We start from the raw sequence: 22038 nt of genomic DNA, 5'->3' as shown, positions 1-22038 counted from the left end.
CGTTCAGCGCTCCTGCCTCGGGCGGGCGGCGGCCTGTTCGGCTGCACGCCCGCGGGGGCCGTGAAAGTATTCTTGAATCCAGGGGTCGTTGGCTTGCTCGACCTCGGCCAGGGGGCCGGCCACCAGCACCTTCTTCTGCGACAGCACCGCGATGCGGTCGGTGATGGTGTAGAGGGTGTCCAGGTCGTGGGTGATGAGGAACACCGAGAGGCCCAGTGCGTCGCGCAGGGTCAGGATCAACTGGTCGAACGCGGCGGCGCCGATCGGGTCGAGGCCCGCGGTGGGTTCATCGAGGAACAGGATGTCCGGGTCCAGGGCCAAGGCGCGTGCCAGCGCCGCGCGCTTGATCATGCCGCCGGACAGCGAGGCCGGGTATTTGTCGGCGGCCGAAATCGGCAGCCCGGCCAGGGCCAGCTTGACCCCGGCCAGGTGCTCGGCATCCGCGCGGGACAAGCCAGCATGCTCGATCAGCGGCAAGGCGACGTTTTCGGTGATGGTCAGCGACGAGAACAGCGCACCCTTCTGGAACAGCACGCCGAAGCGCCGCTCAACCAACGAACGCTGCTCTTCGCGCAGCTCGGCCAGGTCTTGGCCGAATACCTTGATCTGCCCTTCGTTGGGCCGGCGCAGGCCAATGATGCTGCGCAGCAGCACCGATTTGCCGCTACCCGAGCCGCCGACCACGGCCAGGATCTCGCCCCGGTACAGGTCCAGGTCGAGGTTTTCATGCACGCTCTGGCTGCCGAAGCGGTTACAGATGCCCCGGGCCTCGATGACTGTTTCGCGCCCGCTCACCAGCCCATCTCCATGAAGAACAGGGCCGCCACCGCGTCCAGCACGATGACCACGAAAATCGACTGCACCACTGCCGAGGTGGTGTGTGCCCCTACGGATTCTGCGCTGCCACTGACCTTGAAGCCTTCAAGGCAGCCGATGGCCGCGATCAGGAAGGCAAAAAACGGCGCCTTGGCAAGGCCGACGAGGAAGTGCTGCACACCGATGTCGGTTTGCAGCAGCGACAGGAACATGGCCGGCGAGATATCCAGCGACAGCGCGCAGACCACCGCGCCGCCGACAATGCCACAGATCATCGCGAGGAAGGTCAGCAGTGGCAACGAGATCAACAGGGCCAACACCCGGGGCACGACCAGCAACTCCATCGGGTTCAGGCCCAGGGTGCGGATGGCGTCGATTTCTTCGTTGGCCTTCATCGAGCCGATCTGCGCGGTGAAGGCACTGGCCGTGCGGCCGGCCATGAGGATGGCGGTCAGCAGCACGGCGAATTCACGCAGAAACGAGAACGCCACCAGGTCGACGGTAAAGATGGTCGCGCCGAAGGCAGCCAGCACCGTGGCGCCGAGAAACGCCACCACCGCGCCTACCAGGAAGGTCAGCAAGGCCACGATGGGGGCGGCGTCCAGGCCGGTCTGCTCGATGTGAGCGACCACCGGGGTAAGCCGCCAGCGGTGCGGCTGGAAGGCCCTTCGCAGCAGGGTTTCCAGAATCAGGCCGACGAAGCCGAGCAATTGTCGGGTGTCTTGCCAAAGGGTATTGACGGCACGGCCGATACGCTCCAGCAGCAACAGCAGCACCGGGCGTTCTGCTTCCTTGACCGGGATGCAGTAGTCCTGGACGGAGCAGTAGACGTTCTTGAGCAGGGCGCGGCTGGCGTCGGGCAGGCTGTCGGTGCAATGGGACAGGCGCTCGGAACCGAGCAGTTCGGCCAGCAGCGAGGCGCCGGCGGTGTCGAGGCGGCCCAGTTGGCTGAGGTCGGCAACGGTGTCGCTGCTGCATTGCGTGCGCAACTGGTCGCTTTCGCGCTTGAGGCTGGCGTAGTGGGCCAGGGTCCAATCACCGGTTATGCGCAGGCAGGCGGGGTGTTGATTGGTGTCCAGGGTGGCACTGGGGGGGGTCATAGGCTCCATGCAACTGACTCGGCGCTAAGGCTTAGGGGCTGATCATAGCGCAGAGGGCATGGGCTGGTTTGTTGATTATGTGCTGAGTGGGGGCGCTTGGGGCCGCTTTGCGGCCCATCGCAGCGGTTCGGCGCCCCGGCAAGCCCCAACCATCACTTCGCCGCAGTGTCGTCGACCACCTTGAAGCGCAGCACGCCAATCACCTGCCCGTCTTCGGTCAGCACCCTCACCTGCCATTTGCCCACCGGGTTAGGCGGGAAGTTCTGCTTGTGGGTCCAGGCGCGGTAGCCTTCCTTGCGCCCACCGTGGATGTCCAGGGCAATACGGTCGACTTCCGTGCCGTCCTTTTGCCACACGTGATAGATCCGCTCGTTCAGGCCTCGTGGTGCGTTGATCGAGGTGTACGCATACAACCCGCTGCTCTTGATGCGGCTGGCAGCGATCTCGTCCAGCGACTCGCCGGGCTGGCGGTTGAGCACTTCGGTACTGACGGCCACTTCGGTCATCCACAGCGTCGCCGGTGGTACCCAGGAGCGGAGCAACCAGCCTCCGGCCCCGACCGACAGCGTCACCAGCACCAGGGCCACGCCGCGCCGCCAGGTATTCACCGGGAAGCTGCTGGCCAGGCTTGGGAAGGACAGGGCCATGGCGATGATCAACGCCAGCTTGAAGCTCTGGGCGGTGGTCAGGTGCAAAATGATGGGCAGCGCGGTCAGCAATGCTGCGAACAACGTCAGGGTGTGCAGCGCGAGGAACAGCCAGCGCCGTGGGGCCAGCCACTTGTAGTACAGCGGGTCGACGATCGAAATCAGCCCGGCAGCGCCCAGCAAGCCGGTAAACACCAGCTGGCCGCTGTTCCAGGTGGTGGTGATGAAGAAGAACGGCAGGACGAAGAACAGGGTTTCCTGGTGGATCATCTGCGTCGCGTAGCGCAGCAAGGGCTGCGGGATTTCGCGGTTGAAGGTGCGGGCGAACAAGCCGGTAAGGGTGTTTTCCAGCATCAGCCAGACCCAACTGACCAGCATCAGGACGGCTACCCAGCTGGCCAGGCCGGCCTGGCGGTCGACCAGGATGAAGCTGCCGATGCCAGAGAGGAACCCCCCGAGCGCAATGATGCCGGGGTAGCGTTTAAGCAGTTCGATGACGCGCTGGACGAAGCGGGGAATTGGGGGCATGGGTCTACAACAGGAGAGATAGGGTGGCTGTGCCGGCCGCTTCGCGGACAAGCCCGCGCCCACAGGGGCAATGTCTACCGTTGTGGGAGCGGGGCCGCGAAAAGGCCGGTACTGGCTAAAGGATACCGCCGAATCACTTCTGCCGTGTAGCACCGCTCGGTGGTTGCGGGGTGTGCCGGCGCCAGCGCAGCAACCCTGCCGCCAGGATCAGCCCCAGCAGCAGGGCGAGCAGCCCGTACAGCTCGTCGTAACCCAGCAGCGGTTTCTCGATGCGCAGGTAACCCGGGTCCTTGAGCAATTCCTTCAGTGCCTCATTGGCCTGTGCCAGGCTGACCTGGCGCAACTTGCGCGCAGGGTTGGCAAAGCGGCCGTCGGTGTAGTCGTTCAACGCGCCCCAGTAATAGTCGGCCAAGGCGCTGTTGCCTTGGGTACTCCAGCTTTCCCGGGCAACGCTGGCGTCCTTGATACGGGCAAAGGTGTCCGGGTCGAGGCCTTCCTTGCGCAGGTGGTCGAACAAGCCCTGCATCACCTTGACCGCCTTGTCGATGTCGTCGCGTTCCAGGTCGGCGTTAAGGCTGAGCATGCCACTGTCGCCGAAGCTTTCGCGCTGCACCGATGGGCCGTAGGACAGCCCATTGCGCAGGCGCAACTGGTCGTACAGTGCCCAGTCCAGGTAGCGTGACAGCAGGTCGAGGGTCGGCTGGTGGTCGTTGTCCAGCACCGGCTCGATGAACAGCCAGTGCAACTTGACGCTGTCGCCCAGCCAGCCGCGGGTCAGGTCGCGGCGTTGGTCGGCCTGCTGGCTGATGCTCTCGAGGTTGCGGCGCTCTTCCGGTTCGGTGGCAGGCAGCTCGCCAAAAGTCCGCTCCAGGTAGGCCGGCAGCAGGCGGTCGAGGCCACCGACCAGGATCAGGGTCATGTTGTTGGCCGCGTACCAGCGGTCGCGCAGGGCCTGCACCTGTTCCAGGGTCATGTCGTCGATGTTCGAGCGCTCGGCGCACTTGAGGCCCAGCTCGGTGGCCAACTGGTCACTGGCGGGGTGGCCGATGTCCTGGCGGTCGAGCCAGCGCTGCAGGTGGCCATAGTGGCCGCCATCTTCGCGCTCGATGATCCTTTTCGCCGTGGCCAGGGCCTTGGCGTCGATCGGGGTGTCGCGGATTATCGCCAGCAGCAGGTCGAGGACTTTTCGCTGGTTGCGCGCCGGCGCTTCGATCACGAAGGTGGTATCGGCGCTGCTGGTGTAGGCATTCCACTCGCCGCCCAGGGCTTGCAGGCGCTCTTCCAGGCCGCCCTCGCCCGTTTCGTCGATGCCGCTGAACAGCAAGTGCTCGAGCAAGTGCGGCAGCTCTTTCTGCTCGCAACTGAAGTCATCCAGGCCGACCCCCACCACCAGGCGGATGGCCACGTGGTCGCGTTCATAGCCGTTCTTGAGGATGACCTGCAGGCCGTTGGGCAGCAGGTAGCCTTCAACCCGCGAGCGGTCGAGGGCGAGCGTGGGCAGGCTGCAGATCAGTAGGCAAACGAACATCAGGCAACGCATGGGCGAGCTTGGATCTCCTGGTTGGCGAAATCACGGCAAGCGGGCTTCGTCCGGCACGCTGTCGAGCATTAGCCCGCCCGTGTCCGAGCCACCGAGTACCACATAGGCACTGCTGCAGAACAAAGAGTTCAACCGCTTCATGTCTGCGATCAGCTCCAAGTGTAGCGAACTGGTCTCGATACTTTGCACCACCTTGCGTTGCAGGCGGCTGACATGGGCGTGGGCAAGGCGCCGTTCCTGTGCACGAAACCGGCGTTTTTCACGCAGCAACAGCTGCGCGCTTTCGGGGTCGGCGCTGAGGAATACGGACAGGCCTAGGCGCAGATTCGACAGCAACTGCTCCTGCAGGCCGGTCAGTTCCTCCAGGCCGACCTGGGAAAACGCGCGGCGCTGGCTGGTTTTCTGCTGCTGGACTTTGCGCAGCATGCGTTCGACCAGGTCGCAGGCCAGCTTGAGGTTGATCGCCAACTCGATGATTTCGGCCCAGCGCCGGTTATCGCGCTCGCTAAGGTCCTCCCGCGTCATCTGCGCCAGGTACAGTTTGATGGCGCTGTACAGGGCCTCGGCGTCCTCGGCCAAGGCGCGCACCTGCTGTGGCAGGGCGGTCTGCGTGCCGCGCAAGGCCCCGAGCATGGCTTCGAGCAGGCTGTCGACGATGTCGCCCAGGCGCAGGGTTTCGCGGGCCGCGTTGGCCAGTGCCAGGCTGGGCGTTTCCAGCGCTGAGGCATCGAGGTGGCGCGGGCGTACTTGGCCATTGCCGTTTTCGCGCTCGGGCAGTAAGAAGTTGCACAGCCGGCCCATGGGTTTGACGGTTGGCAGCATGAGCAAGCAGCGCAGGGTGTTGTAGAGCAGGTGGAACCCGATCACTAGCTCCTGAGGGCTGAAGCTCAAGGTGTCCATCCACTCCACCAGTGGGTGCAGCACCGGAATGATCAGCAACAGGCCAAACAGCTTGTACAGCAAGCTGCCCAGCGCGACGCGCCGCCCGGCGGCGTTCTGCATGCTGGTGCTGATGAAGGCCAGCAAGCCGCTGCCGATGTTGGCACCCACCACCAGGCCGATGGCCACCGGCAGGCTGATCACTTCAGCGCCGGCCAGGGTCGCGGTGAGCAACACCGCCGCCAGGCTGGAATAGGAGATCATCGCGAACAGCGCGCCGACCAAGGCGTCGAGCAAGATGTCCCCGGTCAACGACGCGAACAGGACTTTCACGCCCTGGGCATGGGTGATGGGCGCAGCGGCCTGCACGATCAGCTCCAGGGCCAGGATGATCAAGCCAAGGCCAATCCCTACCCGCCCCAGCTGGCCGACGCGGGTTTGTTTGCGCGAGAGGAAGAAGATCACACCCAGGAAGATCAGCAGGGGCGACAGCCACGACAGGTCGAAGGTCAGCACCCGGGCCATGAGCGCGGTACCGACATCGGCGCCAAGCATGATCGCCAAGGCCGGTGTCATGGCCATCAGGCCTTGGCCGACGAAGGATGTGACCAGCATCGCGGTGGCGTTGCTGCTCTGCACCATGGCGGTAACCAGAATCCCGGCGATGAACGCCAGGGGGCGTTTGTTCATGTTCTGGCTGATGATGCGGCGCAGGTCAGAGCCGAAAACCCGGAGGATGCCGGTACGCACGATGTGTGTGCCCCAGACCAATAGCGTCACGGCCGAGAGCAGGTTGAGCAGGGTCAGCATGGCGAAGCCCCCTGTTGCCAATGGCCCATGTGGGCCAATAAGTGGAGCGTGGGCGTTTTGGAAAATTTCAGTGCCCACTCAAAGCTTTAGTTGTTTTGTGCAGCGCTTGCCAGCTTCGCATGGCTGTCGGCGATTTGAAACAACCGGTCATGAATGATTGCCCTACTGGCTTCTTCGCGGGTAAACCCGCTCCCACAGGGATCGTTGGCGCCTGTGGGAGCGGGTTTACCCGCGAAGAGGCCGGCAGGCACGAAAAAGGGCCCCGAAGGGCCCTTGCTTGAAACGCGCTTCCTGGGTTTATTGACCCGGAATGTCCTTGCGCAGTTTCACCGGATCATGCTCTTTGCCATCTTTGCGCGACAGGGCGGTGCGCATACGGATGTTGATCGCTTCGACCGCCAGCGAGAACGCCATGGCGAAGTAGACGTAGCCTTTTGGCACATGCACGTCGAACGATTCGGCGATCAGCACGGTACCGACCACGATCAGGAACGACAGCGCGAGCATCTTCAGCGAAGGGTGCTTGTCGATGAAGTTACTGATGGCACCGGCGCACAGCATCATCACCAGCACGGCGACGACAATGGCGGCGATCATTACCGGCACATGGGAGACCATGCCCACAGCGGTGATCACCGAGTCCAGCGAGAACACGATGTCGATGATGGCGATCTGGATGATGGTGTAGAAGAACTTGCCGCCCGCGCCTTTCGGTTCGTCCGAGCTTTCGTCTTCGCCTTCCAGGCCGTGGTAGATCTCCTGGGAGCTCTTCCACAACAGGAACAGGCCGCCGAAGAACAGGATCAGGTCGCGGCCGGAGATGCCTTGGCCGAAGACCACGAACAGATCGGCGGTCAGGCGCATGACCCAGGTTATCGACAGCAACAGCATGATACGCGTGACCATGGCCAGGGCCAGGCCGAAGATCCGGGTACGTGGCTGCATGTGCTTGGGCATGCGGCTGACCAGGATCGAGATCATGATGATGTTGTCGATCCCGAGAACGATCTCAAGCGCGGTGAGGGTGAAAAAGGCAACCCAGATTTCCGGGCTGGTCAGCCATTCCATGTGTATTCCTTCGAACGGTAAAGGCGATGCGCCCCAATTTGGGGCGCATCGCGGGAGGGGTAATACGTGTTTATTAAAGACTACTGAACAGCGGGAAAATCCCCATCAGCAGCGCGGCGAGCATTATGCACAGGCACACCAGAACTGCCCACTTCAGGGTGAAGCGCTGGTGGTCACCGAACTCGATGCCGGCCAGGGCCACCAGCAGGTAGGTGGAGGGTACCAAGGGGCTGAGCAGATGTACCGGCTGGCCGACGATCGACGCGCGGGCCATCTCGACCGGGCTGATGCCGTAGTGGCTGGCTGCCTCGGCAAGTACCGGCAACACGCCGTAGTAGAAGGCGTCGTTGGACATGAAGAACGTGAACGGCATGCTCACGATCGCGGTGATTACCGCCAGGTACGGGCCCAGGGCCTCGGGGATGACCGCCAGCAGGCTCTTGGACATGGCATCGACCATGCCGGTGCCGGACAGGATGCCGGTGAAGATACCGGCGGCGAAGATCAGCCCGGTTACCGCCAGAACGCTGCCGGCGTGGGCGGCAATGCGGTCTTTTTGCTGCTGCAGGCAGGGGTAGTTGACGATCATGGCGATGCTGAAGGCGATCATGAACAGCACCGGCAGTGGCAGCACGCCTGCGATCAGGGCAACCATCAGGGCTGCCGTCAGGGCACCGTTGAAGTACAACAGTTTTGGCCGGCGTGCCTCCGGGAACTGCGACACGGTGATTTCGCTGTGGTCGATGTCGTCGGTCGGCAGGTGCAGTTCGCCCAGGCGGGCACGTTCACGCTTGCCGTACAGATAGGCAATGGCCAGGATCGCCAGTACGCCGAACAGCATGGCTGGGATCATGGGCACGAAAATGTCCGACGGGTCCACGTGCAGTGCGCTGGCGGCGCGTGCGGTCGGGCCACCCCAGGGGGTCATGTTCATCACCCCGCCGGCCAGGATGATCAGGCCGGCCATGATCCGCGGGCTCATGCCCAAGCGGCTGTACATGGGCAGCATGGCGGCGCAGCAGATCATGTAGGTGGTGGCGCCGTCACCGTCGAGCGAGACCACCAGGGCCAGCACGGCGGTGCCGACCGAGACTTTCAGCGGATCGCCTTTGACCAGCTTGAGGATCTTGCGCACGGCCGGGTCGAACAGGCCGGAGTCGATCATCAGGGCAAAGTAGAGGATGGCGAACATCAACATCACGCCGGTTGGCGCGAGTTTGCTGATGCCCTCGAGCATCATGGGGCCGATCTTGGCGGAGAAACCGCCGAACAGGGCGAACAGGATCGGTACCAGGATCAGCGCGATCAAGGCCGACAGGCGCTTGGTCATGATCAGGTACATGAAGGTGATGACCATGGCAAAGCCGAGGAAGGTCAGCATGGCAATACTCCAGGCGTGGCGCGGCGAAAGGACAGTCGATTCGGGCGGATCAGCGCGTCAGGCGCTGTGCAGGGAGCATGCGGAGGGGGACGACATGAAGGCGGGCACAGGAATACATCAGAATCACCATTGTTGTTGTTGATTGGGCCGGGCGCGGAAGATTCCGGGTGCCCTGGCTGACCGGTCTTGTGCCGGTAGTGGGCGCTATCCTAAGAGGGCAAGCTTTCAGCCAGCTTTCGCTGTGACAAAGGCGACGGGAGGTAGGTGATGCAGAATGTGACCGAAGGTGGCTGCCACTGTGGTGGCTTGCGGTATCGGCTGGAGGGCGCGCTGACGGATGTTGCCCACTGCCATTGTTCGATCTGTCGGCGCGTCAGTGGCGGGCTGGTGGTGACTTGGCTGACGGTGCCACGTTCCGCTTTCCAGTGGCTGGTGGGCGAGCCGCGCTGCTATGTGGCGCCGGCCAGTTGCAGCCGGTATTTTTGTGGGCAGTGTGGGGCGCATGTGGCCCTGGTCACTTCGCACAGCCCGGACAGCATCGATGTGACGGTGGCGACGCTGGACCACCCGGAGCGGGTGCGGGCCAACCGGCATATCTGGACGGGTAGCCGGTTGCCTTGGTTGCACCTGGATGAGGATCTGCCTGGGGAGGTTGGGGAAAGCCTGTAGGTCATCTGGCCTTCGCGGGCTTGCCCGCGATGAGGCCGGTGCTGTGATGACTACAACTGCAACCCGCCTGCGGCCTTGTGCAGCGTTCGCAGATGCTCACCCACCTGCTTCACGTTGGTCTCGATCGCGGCAATCTCCTTGGCCCGCGACGGATCCAGCAGCGCCCTCACCTCTTTGTCCAGGTCGGTGCTCAGGCGCAGCAACTGGGCCTGCCGCTCGCTGCTGACTTTCTCCAGGTGCTTGCGCTCATCGGGCTGCGGTAGACCATAGCCTTTGGCGTCCAGCAGTTCTGCCGGGCGGCTGAGGAAGCCGCTGTTGGCGAGCATCTGCTGCAGCGTCTGGTTGGCCTTGTCGATACTGCCATCCTTCAGCGCCGCCGCGTTCAAGTAGCGCTGCTTGACCTCGTCCTGGGCCAGCAACAGCTGGCGGCGCAGGCTGGCCTGCTCAAGCAGCAGCAAGGCAGCGCTGGTGCGCAGGTCGGCCTGGGCGAACCAGCCGCGGCGCTGTTCGGCATCCAGGGCCAGCCAGTCCTCGACCTTGTCCTGCTTGATCGGCAGCTGCTTTTTCAGCACGTCGAACATGGCCTGGTAGCGGTCACGGTAGGAGTCGAAGCGGTAACCCAGGCGCAGGGCTTCGCGGGGGTCATCAAGCACACGAGTATCGGCAATGCCCCGCCCTTTGAGCACTTCCAGCAGGCCGTTGGGCATGATGCTGTCGAGGTCGTTCAGGCGCGGGTTGGCGGTGCCACTGCGCAGCAGTTTCAGCGATTCGACCGCGCAATTGTTGGACAGGAAGTAGTAATTGCCGTCGTAGCTCCAGTGCATTTCCGCCGCCTGGCGCACCAGGTTCTCGACTTCCTGGCGGTCGAGCTTGAGGGGGATCGACGCCAGGCTGCGCAGCTCGGTCTTGGTGTACTCGTCGATGACCTGGCCCAACGGCAACACGAACAGCCGCGATGGATAAGCGCCGACCAGGCCGTCCCAGCTGGACAACTGCACATCGTTGACGAAGGCGCGGTACGACAGCACCAGGTGCTGGTCGAGGTCCAGGCGGCAATCCGGGCCGCGCGGCCGCCCAGGTTTGCAGATGACCAGGCGCAGCATGCTGTGGCCCCAGCGGCTGACCCAGTTTTGATTGGCCTCGGCCAGCAGGTAGTCGACTTCATAAACGCGTTCGGGGTCGATTTCGCCCAGTGGCTGGCGAGCGAAGTCGCTGCCCGCGTTGAGGAATGGCAAGCCCTTGGCGCAGCTCTCTTGTGCGGGTGCCCAGCCGAAGTGGTCGCGCAGGTACTGGTTCAAGGCGGGGCGCCGGCAGGCATAGCTCGGGTCGAGGAGGAAGTACTCCATGTTGACCGCGATGAATTCCTTGGGGCTGCTCAGCTCATAGGTGTCTGGGCTGCGCACGAACTGGCCGTTGTGCTGCTCACGCTCACCGCGGCGGCCGACATATTGCTGCCAGCCCGCAAGGTCGAGCAGGCGTGGGTCATCGCTCAAGGTGAAGCGCCGCTCGGCCTGGCCGCGGCACGCCTCTGGCAAGCCGATTTTGCCCACGGTGCCCTGCTGGCGCTTGCAACGGGCGATCAGCGAGCGCTCGGTGGACGGCCACAACCGGGCCCGGTCGTAAATATGGGTCAGCTCATGCAGGACAGTCGCCAGCAGCTCTTCGCGCACGGTGCCGTGTGGGCGGTGGGTGCGTTCGCGGGCGGCGCTGCCATCGACCAGCCCGGGCAGCAGGCGGCTGTTGAGCTCCAGGGTAGAAACCAGCGACGCCTGGCCATAGGCGTCGGCGGGCATGCGCGCAGTCCAGCTGACCTGCACACGCCGGTCCAGTTGCTGCTTGAAGCGCGGCGGCAGCTTGCTCAGTGCTTCGTCGAGCAGTGCCTGGCTGGCTTGGCGTTGTTGAGGGTCGAGGCCGGAAGCCTGCAGCTCAAGCTGCAGGTCGGCCAGGGCGGGTGTGCCGAGCAGCGTCAGGGCGCAGCCGAGCAGCCAGGCACGCACCTGGTTCACAGCGCGAGAATGGCTTCAGCCAGCACTTGGTCGCTGGCGCCTCGCGCTTCAGGCAGGCGCTCGCGCAGGGTATTGAACGCAGCTTCAAGCTGGGCGCCACGGATATCACCGTTGCTGGCGACGAAGCTGGCGGCATCGTCGTGCGCTTCACGCACGACTTTGGAATCACGGATCGAGGTGGTGGTGTCGGACGTGAAATCGATCGAACGGCCAAAGGCACGCACGATGATGTTGCTGGTGGCCACCAGCGTCTGTGCCTGGGCCAGGTCGGCCAGCAGCAGCATGCCGAGGGTAGCGGCAATCAGCGGTTTACGCATGGAGCATCTCCGAAAAATACAGGGAGTCAGGTGTAGTCATTGGACGAGAATTGCTTGCGCCAGTTCCAGGTCGCCGACAGCCTGTGCAGCACCGTGCTGGCGCAGCGAGGCGAACGCCGCTTCCAGGCGCGCACCGAGGATCAGGCCATCGCTGGCGACGAATGCCGCAGCATCGTCACGGGCCTGGCTGACCAGCTTGCGGTCGAACGGCGCGGTGGTGACTTGGCTGGTGACATAGCCTGTGATGACCAGGCTTTGCGTGGTGGTGTCCAACGCATGGGCAGGTGCCATGCTCAGGGGGATGCCAACGGCGACTAACAACAACGGCAACAGATAACGCATGGGCTTCTGACGGCTGGGAACGAGGGGGTGAAGACACCTGCGGCTGTGCGGGCGAGCACCCGTACAGCCGCAGGGTTGAGTGCAGGTCAGATGGCCAGGATGGCCTGTGCCAGCTGTGCGTCGCTAGCCTGCAGGGTCGGCATTTGTGCGCGAATATGCAGGAAGGCGCTTTCCAGCTTGGCGCCGCGAATGTCGCCTTGGCTGCCAACGAAGCTGGCGGCATCGTCACGGGCGGCTTGGACGATCTTGTCGTCGCGGAACGACGACGATACGTCGGAGGTGGCGTCGGTGGATGCAGCGACAGCGCCCACGACTGCGTCAGTGGTGACGACGAAGCTGGTGGCGCTGGCGGTGCCGGCCAGGCTCAGCATCAGGGCGGCGCCAATCAGGTGTTTAAGGGACATGATCGTGGACTCCTAGGGAATTCTGCTAATCGGACGCTCGCACTGCGCGTCTCGGTACTTTTCAACATCTGGTTTCTACCAGACTGTTAAGCCAAGCGTATCACGCGTCGATGTTTCTGGATGTTAATGAACACCCCTTCCCAGTACTGTACTGGTGTGTTTTTGCATTATAAGAAACTGTACCTGTAGAGCTGTGAGCCGCTCTGGTACGTAGCTTACAAACAAAAAACCCGCTGCAGTCACCTGCAACGGGTTTAGGAATTCGCGGTGCCGGGCATAGCCGGCAAGCCGGAGCTTAGCGCCAGAAAGGCTTGCTCAGCTCTTCGTAACGCTGCGACTCGCTGATACCGGCGTCGGCCAGCAGGCGGGAGTCCAGGCGAGCCAGTTGACGGCGGCTGGCCATGCGACGCTGCCACAACAGCAGGGTGGACAGGGCGCGCAGAGGCATCGAAGCGTTGGATTGTTGGGCGTTGCTTTCAAAGACCAGACCGGAACTGAGTGTACGTTCCATGATGTTTCATCCTTCCGCTTATGGCGGGATTAGGTAGTGATTTAACTGATGCCAATGATCCTCCTCTCTTGTCCATAACAGTAGATACAGTTCTGCGGCATTAAGATGGTTCAGTTAACTGTGTAACCCTACTGTTGCACTCGAAATAGGCGCAACTGTACTGGTCTGCACTTATATGGTGCGAAATTATCGGTGGGGAGAGGTAGTGAGCAGAGAGCCAGCTAAAAATACCAGTACAGTAGTACAGTTTCGTAGCTTGATTGGAGTTCGTATCGAGCGAGGGCTTTGACTGTACCGGCTGTATCGCCGGCAAGCCGCCTTCATCCGGCACGGCGCTGACGACGAATCGCGCGCTGTACCGGCTAAAGGCGGCTTGTTTGGAGCGGTGTAACTACAGGCGTGTGGGAATCAGCTGGCGAGCATGCGCCCGGTCTCTTCCAGGTTTTCGTGCCAGCTCAATGCTTCGCGCAGAATGTGCGGCGTATGGCCACCGCGCTGGCAGGCGCGATCGAAGTAGTCGTTCAGCGCTGCGCGGTAATCCGGGTGCACACAGTTATCGATGATTGCCCGGGCACGCTCGCGTGGCGCCAGGCCGCGCAAGTCTGCAAGCCCCTGCTCGGTGACCAGGATGTCGACGTCGTGCTCGGTGTGGTCGACGTGGCTGACCATCGGCACCACGCTGGAAATCGCGCCACCCTTGGCAATCGACTTGGTGACGAACACGGCCAGGTGCGCGTTACGGGCGAAATCGCCAGAGCCACCGATGCCGTTCATCATCCGCGTGCCGCACACGTGGGTGGAGTTGACGTTGCCGTAGATATCGAACTCCAGCGCGGTGTTGATACCAATGATGCCCAGGCGACGGACCACCTCTGGGTGGTTGGAGATCTCCTGTGGGCGCAGCACCAGCTTGTCCTTGTAGCGCTCCAGGTTGCCGAACACATCGGCATTGCGACGGGTCGACAGGGTGATCGAGCTGCCGGAGGCGAAGCTCAGCTTGCCGGCGTCGATCAGGTCGAAGGTCGAATCCTGCAGTACTTCGGAGTACATGGTCAGGTCTTCGAACGGCGAATCGATCAAGCCGCACATCACCGCGTTGGCGATGCTGCCGATACCGGCCTGCAGTGGGCCGAGCTTGTTGGTCATGCGGCCAGCGTCGACTTCCTTCTTGAGGAAGTTGATCAGGTGGTCGGCGATGCCCTGGGTTTCGTCGTCCGGCGGCAATACAGTGGATGGCGAGTCCGGCTGGTCGCTGATGACGATACCGACGATCTTGGCCGGGTCGATCGGGATGGCGGTGCTGCCGATGCGATCATCGACCTTGACCAGCGGGATCGGTGTGCGGGTTGGGCGGTAGGTCGGGATATAGATGTCGTGCAGGCCTTCGAGGTTGGCGTTGTGCGACAGGTTGATCTCGACGATCACTTGCTTGGCGAAGATCGCGAAGCTGGCCGAGTTGCCTACCGAGGTGGTCGGCACGATATGGCCTTGTTCGGTGATGGCCACGGCTTCGATGACGGCGATGTCCGGCAGCTTGAGCTGCTGGTTGCGCAATTGCTCGACGGTTTCCGACAGGTGCTGGTCGATGAACATCACCTGGCCGTCGTTGATGGCCTTGCGCAGGGTGCTGTCGACCTGGAAGGGCATGCGGCGAGCCAGCACGCCGGCCTCGGTCAGCTGCTTGTCCAGGTCATTGCCCAGGCTGGCGCCGGTCATCAGGCTGATTTTCAGCGGCGACTGCTTGGCACGTTCGGCCAGGGCATGGGGTACGGCCTTGGCTTCGCCGGCGCGGGTGAAGCCGCTCATGCCGACGGTCATGCCGTCCTCGATCAGACCAGCGGCATCAGCCGCACTCATTACCTTGCTGTGCAGGGAGGACAAGCGGATACGATCACGGTACATGGATTGTTATCTCAGGCTACTGAAGCTACTGGAGCGCAGTCTAGAGATTTCGCCGGTTGCCGTCCCACGACCATGGTCGTATGAGAAGCCCGGAAGTAGAGCCGTTGATCTGGATCAGGTAAATGTAAAAGCCCCGCAGATTTCTCGGCGGGGCTTCTTATATAGCGCACGGTTTGCAGCCAGTGGGTTACTCCACGGCTTTGACCATATCCTCGATTACCTTCTTGGCGTCACCGAATACCATCATGGTCTTGTCCAGGTAGAACAGTTCGTTGTCCAGGCCTGCATAGCCGCTGGCCATGGAGCGCTTGTTGACGATGATGGTCTTGGCCTTGAACGCCTCCAGGATCGGCATGCCGGCAATCGGCGACTTGGGATCGTTTTTCGCTGCCGGGTTGACCACATCGTTGGCGCCCAACACCAGTACCACGTCGGCCTGGCCGAACTCGGCGTTGATGTCGTCCATCTCGAACACTTGGTCGTACGGCACTTCGGCTTCGGCCAGCAACACGTTCATGTGCCCCGGCATGCGGCCTGCCACCGGGTGGATCGCGTACTTCACGGTCACACCGTTGTGGGTCAGCTTCTCGGTCAGCTCCTTCAGCGCGTGCTGGGCACGGGCGACTGCCAGGCCGTAACCCGGCACGATGATCACTGTGTCGGCATTGCTGAGCAGGAAGGTAGCGTCGTCGGCCGAACCCGATTTTACCGGGCGAGCTTCCTGGGTGCCTGCGGGGCCACCGGCATCGGTCGCGCCGCCGAAGCCGCCGAGGATGACATTGAAGAACGAACGGTTCATCGCCTTGCACATGATGTACGAGAGGATGGCACCGCTGGAGCCGACCAGCGAGCCTGCGATGATCAGCATCGAGTTGTTCAGCGAGAAGCCGATACCCGCTGCTGCCCAGCCCGAATAGCTGTTGAGCATCGACACCACCACCGGCATGTCCGCGCCACCGATCGGAATAATGATCAGCACGCCCATGATGAAGGCCAGAACCAGCATCAGGGTAAAGGCACTGTAGTGGCCGGTGAAGGTGAACAGCAGGCCCAGGGCGATAGTGGTCAGGCCCAGGATCAGGTTCAGCTTGTGCTGGCCGGCGAACTGTACCGGTGCGCCTTGGAACAGGCGGAACTTGTACTTGCCCGACAGCTTGCCGAAGGCGATCACGGAGCCGGAGAAGGTGATGGCACCAATTGCCGCGCCGAGGAACAGCTCCAGGCGGTTACCCGTCGGGATCGGGTCGCTGATGCTGGCGACGATACCCATCGACTGCGGCTCCAACACGGCGGCAATGGCGATGAACACCGCGGCCAGGCCGATCATGCTGTGCATGAAAGCGACCAGTTCCGGCATCTTGGTCATCTCGACCCGCTTGGCCATGATCGAACCCGCGGTACCACCGACCAACAGGCCGACGATCACGTAGCCGATACCGGCCGTTGCCAGTTCTGCACCCAGCTTATAAATGAGGCCAACCGTGGTGACGATTGCCAAGCCCATGCCGATCATGCCGAACAGGTTGCCGCGGCGTGACGTGGTCGGGTGCGAAAGGCCCTTGAGCGCCTGGATGAAGCAGATCGAGGCGACCAGGTAGAGAAGCGTTACCAGATTCATGCTCATGCTTACTTCTTCGCCTCGTTCTTGGCTTTCTTCTTGAACATCTCAAGCATGCGACGGGTGACCAGGAAGCCACCGAACACGTTGACCGCAGCCAAGGCCACGGCCAGCGTGCCCATCAGCTTGCCGGCGGGCGTTACGGTCAGCGCCGCCGCCAGCATGGCACCGACGATGACGATGGCCGAGATGGCGTTGGTGACCGCCATCAGCGGCGTGTGCAGCGCCGGGGTGACGTTCCACACCACGTGGTAGCCCACATAGATGGCTAGCACGAAAATGATCAGGTTGTAGATGCCATGGGAAATCAGCATGTCTTCCATTTGTCGTGCTCCTTAGCCGTTCTTGCGGACGACTTGGCCATCGCGGCACATGAGGCAGGCCGCGACGATATCGTCTTCGAGGTTGATGACCAGCGCATTGTCCTTGTCGAACAACAGCTTCATGAAGTCCAGCAGGTTGCGTGCGTACAGTGCCGATGCATCGGCCCCCACCTGGGCAGGCAGGTTGGTCGGGCCGACGATGGTCACGCCGTTTTCCTGCACCACCTGGTCGGCGACGGTCAGTGGGCAGTTACCGCCTTGGGCGGCCGCCAGGTCGATGACCACCGACCCAGGCTTCATCTGCGCGACGGTTTCGGCGCTGAGCAGGGTCGGCGCCTTGCGGCCAGGGATCAGTGCGGTGGTGATGACGATGTCGGCCTGCTTGGCGCGTTCGTGTACCGCCTGGGCCTGGCGCTGCATCCAGCTGGCCGGCATCGGCCGCGCATAGCCACCAACGCCCTCGGCGCACTCACGTTCCTCATCGGTTTCGTAAGGCACGTCGATGAACTTGGCGCCCAGCGATTCGATCTGCTCTTTAACGGCGGGGCGTACATCCGACGCCTCAATCACGGCACCCATGCGCTTGGCGGTAGCAATGGCCTGCAGGCCTGCAACGCCTGCACCGAGGATCAGCACGCGGGCAGCCTTCACGGTACCGGCGGCCGTCATCAGCATGGGCATGAAGCGAGGGTAGTAGTGCGCTGCCAGCAGTACCGCCTTGTAACCGGCGATGTTGGCCTGGGACGACAACACATCGAGGCTTTGTGCCCGCGAGGTACGCGGCGCTGCTTCGAGGGCGAAGGCGGTGATACCGCGCTCGGCCATCTTGCCGATCAGTTCACTGTTGAACGGGTTGAGCATGCCCACCAGTAGGCTGCCGCTGTTGATCAGCGCCATCTCCTGGTCGTTGGGCGCGACTACTTTAAGTACCAGTTGCGCGCCGTAGGCATCGGCGGCGGTACCCAGGGAGGCACCCACAGCCTCATAGGCACTGTCCGGAATGCTGGCGTTTAGCCCTGCCCCCCGTTGGACGGTGACCTGATGGCCCTGGGCAACCAGTTTTTTGATGGTTTCAGGGGTCGCGGCGACCCTTGTCTCACCCGTCTGCGTCTCGAGAGGAACACCAATGTGCACGACTATGTCTCCTGCGGTGACCTTTTGTCTTTGTTGAAGCCAGCGTACTTCGGCTGGTGCGCTGGTGCGGTCCAACCCGCCGAATCCTAGGCGGGCCAGGCATTTTGCAGATGAACCCAAGGGGCTTCAACCGGTTCTGGAGCGAAACGAAGTTAAAACTACAAGTCACCCTGTGACCGTATGTCGCAAGCCTTCGGTTGCAGCCCGTCAACCATGGGCCATTGGGAGATTAGGAGATAAAACTAAAAAAAATTGCGGTATTTCGCTTACGGTTCGCTCAATGTCGCAATTTAAGCCTGAAAGCCGCGCAGTCAGCAGGGTTAAACGGGATTTTCAGGCTTGCGTAACAGTTTTCGAATATGCGACAAATACATATATCTGTAGGTGTTTAAAATAATTGACTACGAAGTCAGGTTGGTTGGCTGCGACTAGGCAGAGGCGGTGGTGTAAGCCTGCGCTTGTGCTACCAGCCAGTCGCGGAAAGCCCGTAGCGAGGCAGACTCCACTTTGCGTTCGGGAATCATCAGATAGTAGGCCTTGTCACTGCTCAGGGCATGCCTGTTAGCGACCACCAACCTACCCTCCTGCAACTCCCGCTGGATTAGAAAGGGCGGGATCAGCGCGATACCCATTTCGTGCATCGCCGCCTGCGCGAGCATCGAGAATAGTTCATAACGCGGGCCTGTCATGTCGCGCTCCACGTTCATGCCCAGGCCGCCGAACCATTGCCGCCAGGCATAGGGGCGCGTGGTCTGCTGCAGCAAGGGGAGTTGCGCAATGCGGCGGGCGTCGAGCATGCCCTGCCCGCCCAGCAACGCCGGGCTGCAGACGGGGACAGGGTTCTCGCCCATCAGTCTATGCGATTGGGTGCCGGACCAGTCGGCATCGCCGAAATAGATGGCTGCATCAAAGGCTGTGTCGGCAAACAGAAATGGCCGGGTGCGGTTGGTCAGGTTGACGGTGACGTCTGGGTGGCGCTGCTGGAAGTCCTTGAGCCTGGGGAGCAGCCATTGGGTGCCGAAGGTGGGTACCACGGCCAGTTCGATCACATTGGCGCCCTGCTGGCGCATGACCGACAAGGTATCGCGCTCTACCGCATCCAGCTGCGCGGCAACCTGGCGGCTGTAGGAAAGGCCAGCCTCTGTCAGCTTCACCCCGCGCCTTGAGCGGCGAAACAGTTCCACATTAAGGAAGGCCTCCAGGCCGCCGATCTGCCGACAAACGGCGCCCTGGGTCAGCGCGAGTTCTTGCGCGGCCTTGGTGAAGCTCTCGTTACGCGCCGCCGCCTCGAAACAGACCAGGGCGGCAGTGCTGGGGATCTTGCGGCGCATGTACGTCAACCTCACTTGTAAGGCTGTCAATGTGGCGTTTTGCTGATTTACGAAGTGACAAATTATCACTAATCCGTGCGCAATCCTCGTTTGTCCCGACGGCCGATCAGGCCTAGGCTCAAGGGCACAAGAATTTGCTCTCTCTTTTCGAGGATTTCGCTCATGGCCGGTAAAGCAAGCTTCAACTGGATCGATCCGCTGCTGCTCGATCAGCAGCTCACTGAAGAAGAGCGCATGGTGCGTGACAGCGCTTATCAGTTCGCCCAGGACAAGCTGGCGCCGCGCGTGCTCGAAGCCTTCCGCCATGAGCAGACCGACCCGGCGATCTTCCGCGAGATGGGTGAAATCGGTTTGCTGGGTGCCACCATCCCCGAGCAGTACGGCGGCAGCGGCCTTAATTATGTGTGTTACGGGCTGATCGCTCGCGAGGTCGAGCGGATCGACTCTGGCTATCGCTCGATGATGAGTGTGCAGTCTTCCCTGGTGATGGTACCGATCAACGAATTCGGCACCGAGGCGCAGAAGCAGAAGTACCTGCCCAAGCTCGCCACGGGTGAGTGGATCGGCTGCTTCGGCCTGACCGAGCCTAACCACGGCTCCGACCCGGGCTCGATGATCACCCGGGCCAGAAAGGTGGACGGCGGCTACCGCCTGACCGGTAGCAAGATGTGGATCACCAACAGCCCGATCGCCGATGTGTTCGTGGTGTGGGGCAAGGATGACGCAGGCGACATCCGCGGCTTCGTGTTGGAAAAGGGCTGGGAAGGCCTCAGCGCCCCGGCGATCCATGGCAAGGTGGGCCTGCGTGCTTCGATCACCGGCGAGATCGTGATGGACAACGTGTTCGTGCCTGAGGAGAACATCTTCCCAGACGTGCGCGGCCTCAAGGGCCCGTTCACCTGCCTGAACTCGGCACGCTATGGCATCTCCTGGGGGGCGTTGGGCGCCGCCGAGGCCTGCTGGCATACCGCGCGCCAATACACCCTGGACCGTCAGCAGTTCGGCCGCCCGCTGGCAGCCAATCAGCTGATCCAGAAAAAGCTGGCCGACATGCAGACCGAGATCACCCTGGCACTGCAGGGCTGCCTGCGGTTGGGGCGCATGAAGGATGAAGGCACGGCGGCTGTCGAGATCACCTCGATCATGAAGCGTAACTCTTGCGGTAAAGCCTTGGATATCGCCCGCATGGCGCGTGACATGCTGGGGGGTAACGGCATTTCCGATGAATTTGGCGTGGCTCGCCATCTGGTGAACCTTGAGGTGGTCAACACCTATGAAGGTACCCATGACGTGCATGCGTTGATCCTGGGGCGTGCTCAGACCGGCATCCAGGCCTTCTATTAATAAGGAGCCAGCCCATGGGCGCGCTATCACATCTGCGGGTGCTGGACCTTTCGCGCGTGTTGGCCGGCCCATGGTCTGGCCAGATTCTCGCTGACCTTGGGGCTGACGTGATCAAGGTCGAGCGCCCTGGTAATGGCGATGATACCCGCTCGTGGGGGCCGCCTTTCCTCAGAGATGCCCGAGGTGAGAACACCAGTGAGGCCGCCTATTACCTCTCGGCCAATCGCAACAAGCGTTCGGTGACGATCGACTTCACGCAGCCTGAAGGGCAACGTTTGGTGCGTGAGCTGGCGGCGAAGTCGGATATTGTCATCGAGAACTTCAAGGTGGGTGGCCTCGCAGCCTATGGGCTGGATTACCAAAGCCTGAAAGTGCTCAACCCAAAGCTTATCTATTGCTCCATTACCGGTTTTGGCCAGACCGGGCCCTATGCCAAGCGCGCGGGCTATGACTTCATGATCCAAGGGCTGGGTGGCCTGATGAGCCTGACCGGTCGGCCTGAGGGGGAAGAAGGTGCTGGGCCGGTAAAGGTTGGCGTGGCGCTGACTGACATTCTTACCGGGTTGTACTCGACTGTGGCGATTTTGGCTGCCCTCGCCCATCGGGACCAGACCGGGATCGGTCAGCATGTCGACATGGCACTGCTCGATGTCCAGGTGGCCTGCCTGGCGAACCAGGCCATGAACTACCTGACCACGGGCACCCCGCCCCGGCGCCTGGGTAATGCGCATCCCAATATCGTGCCTTACCAGGACTTCCCTACAGCAGACGGCGATTTCATCCTTACCGTGGGTAATGATGGTCAGTTTCGCAAGTTTGCCGAGGTGGCTGGGCAGCCGCAGTGGGCGGATGATCCGCGCTTCGCTACAAATAAGCTGCGTGTGGCCAACCGTGGTGAGCTGATTCCGTTGATTCGTCAGGCTACGGTGTTCAAGACCACGGCGGAGTGGGTGAGCCAGTTGGAGAAGGCTGGGGTGCCGTGTGGGCCAATCAATGACCTGGCGCAGATGTTCCAGGATCCGCAGGTGGTGGCTCGAGGGTTGGCGGTGACTGTCCCGCATCCACTGGCGGGGAGTGTGCCGCAGGTAGCCAGCCCTATTCGCCTGTCGGAGACGCCGGTGGAGTACCGGCGGGCGCCGCCGCTGTTGGGTGAGCACACCGAGGCGGTATTGAGTGAGGTGCTTGGGTTGGATACGGATGCCGTGCACCGCTTGCGCAGTGCTGGGGTGCTTTGAGCCTATATAGAGAAGTGGAATAGCGGGGAGGCCGAAGGCCTCCCCGCTTTGTTTTTCAGCTTTATTAAGGTTTCTTGGAATTAAAGGTTGACGGGGTTTCGAATCCCCTTATAATGCGCCCCACTTCCAGCGT

20 protein-coding genes are annotated in these 22038 nt (G+C 62.2%); 3 read left to right on the top strand and 17 right to left on the bottom strand.

Features of this window, described 5'->3' with window-relative positions:
• Positions 1-3 precede the first annotated feature (3 nt).
• From D886_RS0100100 to D886_RS0100070, 7 genes are all read right to left on the bottom strand, one after another.
• Positions 4-795, bottom strand: coding sequence for an ABC transporter ATP-binding protein (locus D886_RS0100100; RefSeq protein WP_027591958.1), 792 nt, complete (start codon positions 793-795; stop codon positions 4-6).
• Positions 792-1925 carry an ABC transporter permease gene (locus D886_RS0100095; protein ID WP_027591957.1) on the bottom strand — a complete coding sequence of 378 codons (1134 nt, stop codon included), beginning with the start codon at positions 1923-1925 and terminating at the stop codon, positions 792-794. The genes D886_RS0100100 and D886_RS0100095 overlap by 4 nt, the downstream gene beginning before the upstream one ends.
• A 143-nt stretch (positions 1926-2068) precedes the next feature.
• Complete coding sequence (locus tag D886_RS0100090; RefSeq protein ID WP_027591956.1) at positions 2069-3091, bottom strand: DUF5924 family protein; 1023 nt, start codon at positions 3089-3091, stop codon at positions 2069-2071.
• Positions 3092-3224: 133 nt separating this feature from the next.
• Positions 3225-4631 carry a pitrilysin family protein gene (locus D886_RS0100085; protein WP_027591955.1) on the bottom strand — a complete coding sequence of 469 codons (1407 nt, stop codon included), beginning with the start codon at positions 4629-4631 and terminating at the stop codon, positions 3225-3227.
• 30 nt (positions 4632-4661) lie between these two features.
• Positions 4662-6320 carry a Na/Pi cotransporter family protein gene (locus D886_RS0100080; protein ID WP_027591954.1) on the bottom strand — a complete coding sequence of 553 codons (1659 nt, stop codon included), beginning with the start codon at positions 6318-6320 and terminating at the stop codon, positions 4662-4664.
• 297 nt (positions 6321-6617) lie between these two features.
• Positions 6618-7388 (bottom strand): TerC family protein, encoded by a 771-nt coding sequence (locus tag D886_RS0100075; RefSeq protein WP_027591953.1) that lies wholly within the window; start codon positions 7386-7388, stop codon positions 6618-6620.
• 73 nt (positions 7389-7461) lie between these two features.
• Positions 7462-8769, bottom strand: coding sequence for a CitMHS family transporter (locus tag D886_RS0100070; protein ID WP_027591952.1), 1308 nt, complete (start codon positions 8767-8769; stop codon positions 7462-7464).
• A 267-nt stretch (positions 8770-9036) separates the two neighbouring features.
• Between D886_RS0100070 and D886_RS0100065 the strand changes: the two genes are divergently transcribed.
• Complete coding sequence (locus tag D886_RS0100065; protein WP_027591951.1) at positions 9037-9438, top strand: GFA family protein; 402 nt, start codon at positions 9037-9039, stop codon at positions 9436-9438.
• A gap of 50 nt (positions 9439-9488) precedes the next feature.
• Here D886_RS0100065 and D886_RS0100060 read toward each other — a convergent pair whose 3' ends face one another.
• The 10 genes from D886_RS0100060 to D886_RS0100015 all read right to left on the bottom strand — a co-directional run bounded on the left by D886_RS0100060 (position 9489) and on the right by D886_RS0100015 (position 19326).
• Positions 9489-11444 (bottom strand): DUF4105 domain-containing protein, encoded by a 1956-nt coding sequence (locus D886_RS0100060; protein WP_027591950.1) that lies wholly within the window; start codon positions 11442-11444, stop codon positions 9489-9491.
• Entirely contained in the window at positions 11441-11761 is a 321-nt protein-coding gene (locus D886_RS0100055; protein WP_027591949.1) for a DUF2388 domain-containing protein, read from the bottom strand. Before D886_RS0100055 ends, D886_RS0100060 begins: the two co-directional genes overlap by 4 nt.
• Positions 11762-11797: 36 nt before the next feature.
• On the bottom strand, positions 11798-12103 hold the full coding sequence (locus tag D886_RS0100050; RefSeq protein WP_027591948.1) for a DUF2388 domain-containing protein: 306 nt from the start codon (positions 12101-12103) through the stop codon (positions 11798-11800).
• Between the two features lie 86 nt (positions 12104-12189).
• A complete protein-coding gene (locus D886_RS0100045; protein ID WP_027591947.1) occupies positions 12190-12507 on the bottom strand; it encodes a DUF2388 domain-containing protein in 318 nt (105 codons plus the stop codon).
• Between the two features lie 295 nt (positions 12508-12802).
• Entirely contained in the window at positions 12803-13018 is a 216-nt protein-coding gene (locus D886_RS0100040; RefSeq protein WP_012269957.1) for a DUF1127 domain-containing protein, read from the bottom strand.
• Between the two features lie 408 nt (positions 13019-13426).
• Positions 13427-14920 (bottom strand): acetyl-CoA hydrolase/transferase family protein, encoded by a 1494-nt coding sequence (locus D886_RS0100035; protein ID WP_027591946.1) that lies wholly within the window; start codon positions 14918-14920, stop codon positions 13427-13429.
• Between the two features lie 187 nt (positions 14921-15107).
• Positions 15108-16544 carry an NAD(P)(+) transhydrogenase (Re/Si-specific) subunit beta gene (locus tag D886_RS0100030; protein ID WP_027591945.1) on the bottom strand — a complete coding sequence of 479 codons (1437 nt, stop codon included), beginning with the start codon at positions 16542-16544 and terminating at the stop codon, positions 15108-15110.
• A 2-nt stretch (positions 16545-16546) separates the two neighbouring features.
• On the bottom strand, positions 16547-16861 hold the full coding sequence (locus D886_RS0100025) for an NAD(P) transhydrogenase subunit alpha (protein WP_027591944.1): 315 nt from the start codon (positions 16859-16861) through the stop codon (positions 16547-16549).
• 12 nt (positions 16862-16873) lie between these two features.
• Positions 16874-17995: a Re/Si-specific NAD(P)(+) transhydrogenase subunit alpha gene (locus tag D886_RS0100020; protein ID WP_027591943.1), complete on the bottom strand. Its 1122-nt coding sequence runs from the start codon at positions 17993-17995 to the stop codon at positions 16874-16876.
• Positions 17996-18423: 428 nt separating this feature from the next.
• Positions 18424-19326, bottom strand: a complete 903-nt coding sequence (locus D886_RS0100015) for a LysR family transcriptional regulator (RefSeq protein WP_027591942.1) — start codon at positions 19324-19326, stop codon at positions 18424-18426.
• A 162-nt stretch (positions 19327-19488) separates the two neighbouring features.
• Here D886_RS0100015 and D886_RS0100010 point away from each other — a divergent pair, with 162 nt between their 5' ends.
• Both D886_RS0100010 and D886_RS0100005 read left to right on the top strand, forming a co-directional pair.
• Entirely contained in the window at positions 19489-20670 is a 1182-nt protein-coding gene (locus D886_RS0100010) for an acyl-CoA dehydrogenase (protein WP_027591941.1), read from the top strand.
• A gap of 14 nt (positions 20671-20684) precedes the next feature.
• Positions 20685-21905, top strand: coding sequence for a CaiB/BaiF CoA-transferase family protein (locus D886_RS0100005; protein WP_027591940.1), 1221 nt, complete (start codon positions 20685-20687; stop codon positions 21903-21905).
• Positions 21906-22038: the final 133 nt, after the last annotated feature.

The organism is Pseudomonas sp. LAIL14HWK12:I7 (genome assembly GCF_000483465.1).
Classification (GTDB): Bacteria; Pseudomonadota; Gammaproteobacteria; order Pseudomonadales; family Pseudomonadaceae; genus Aquipseudomonas; species Aquipseudomonas kermanshahensis.
This window is presented reverse-complemented; position numbering and strand designations above follow the sequence as displayed.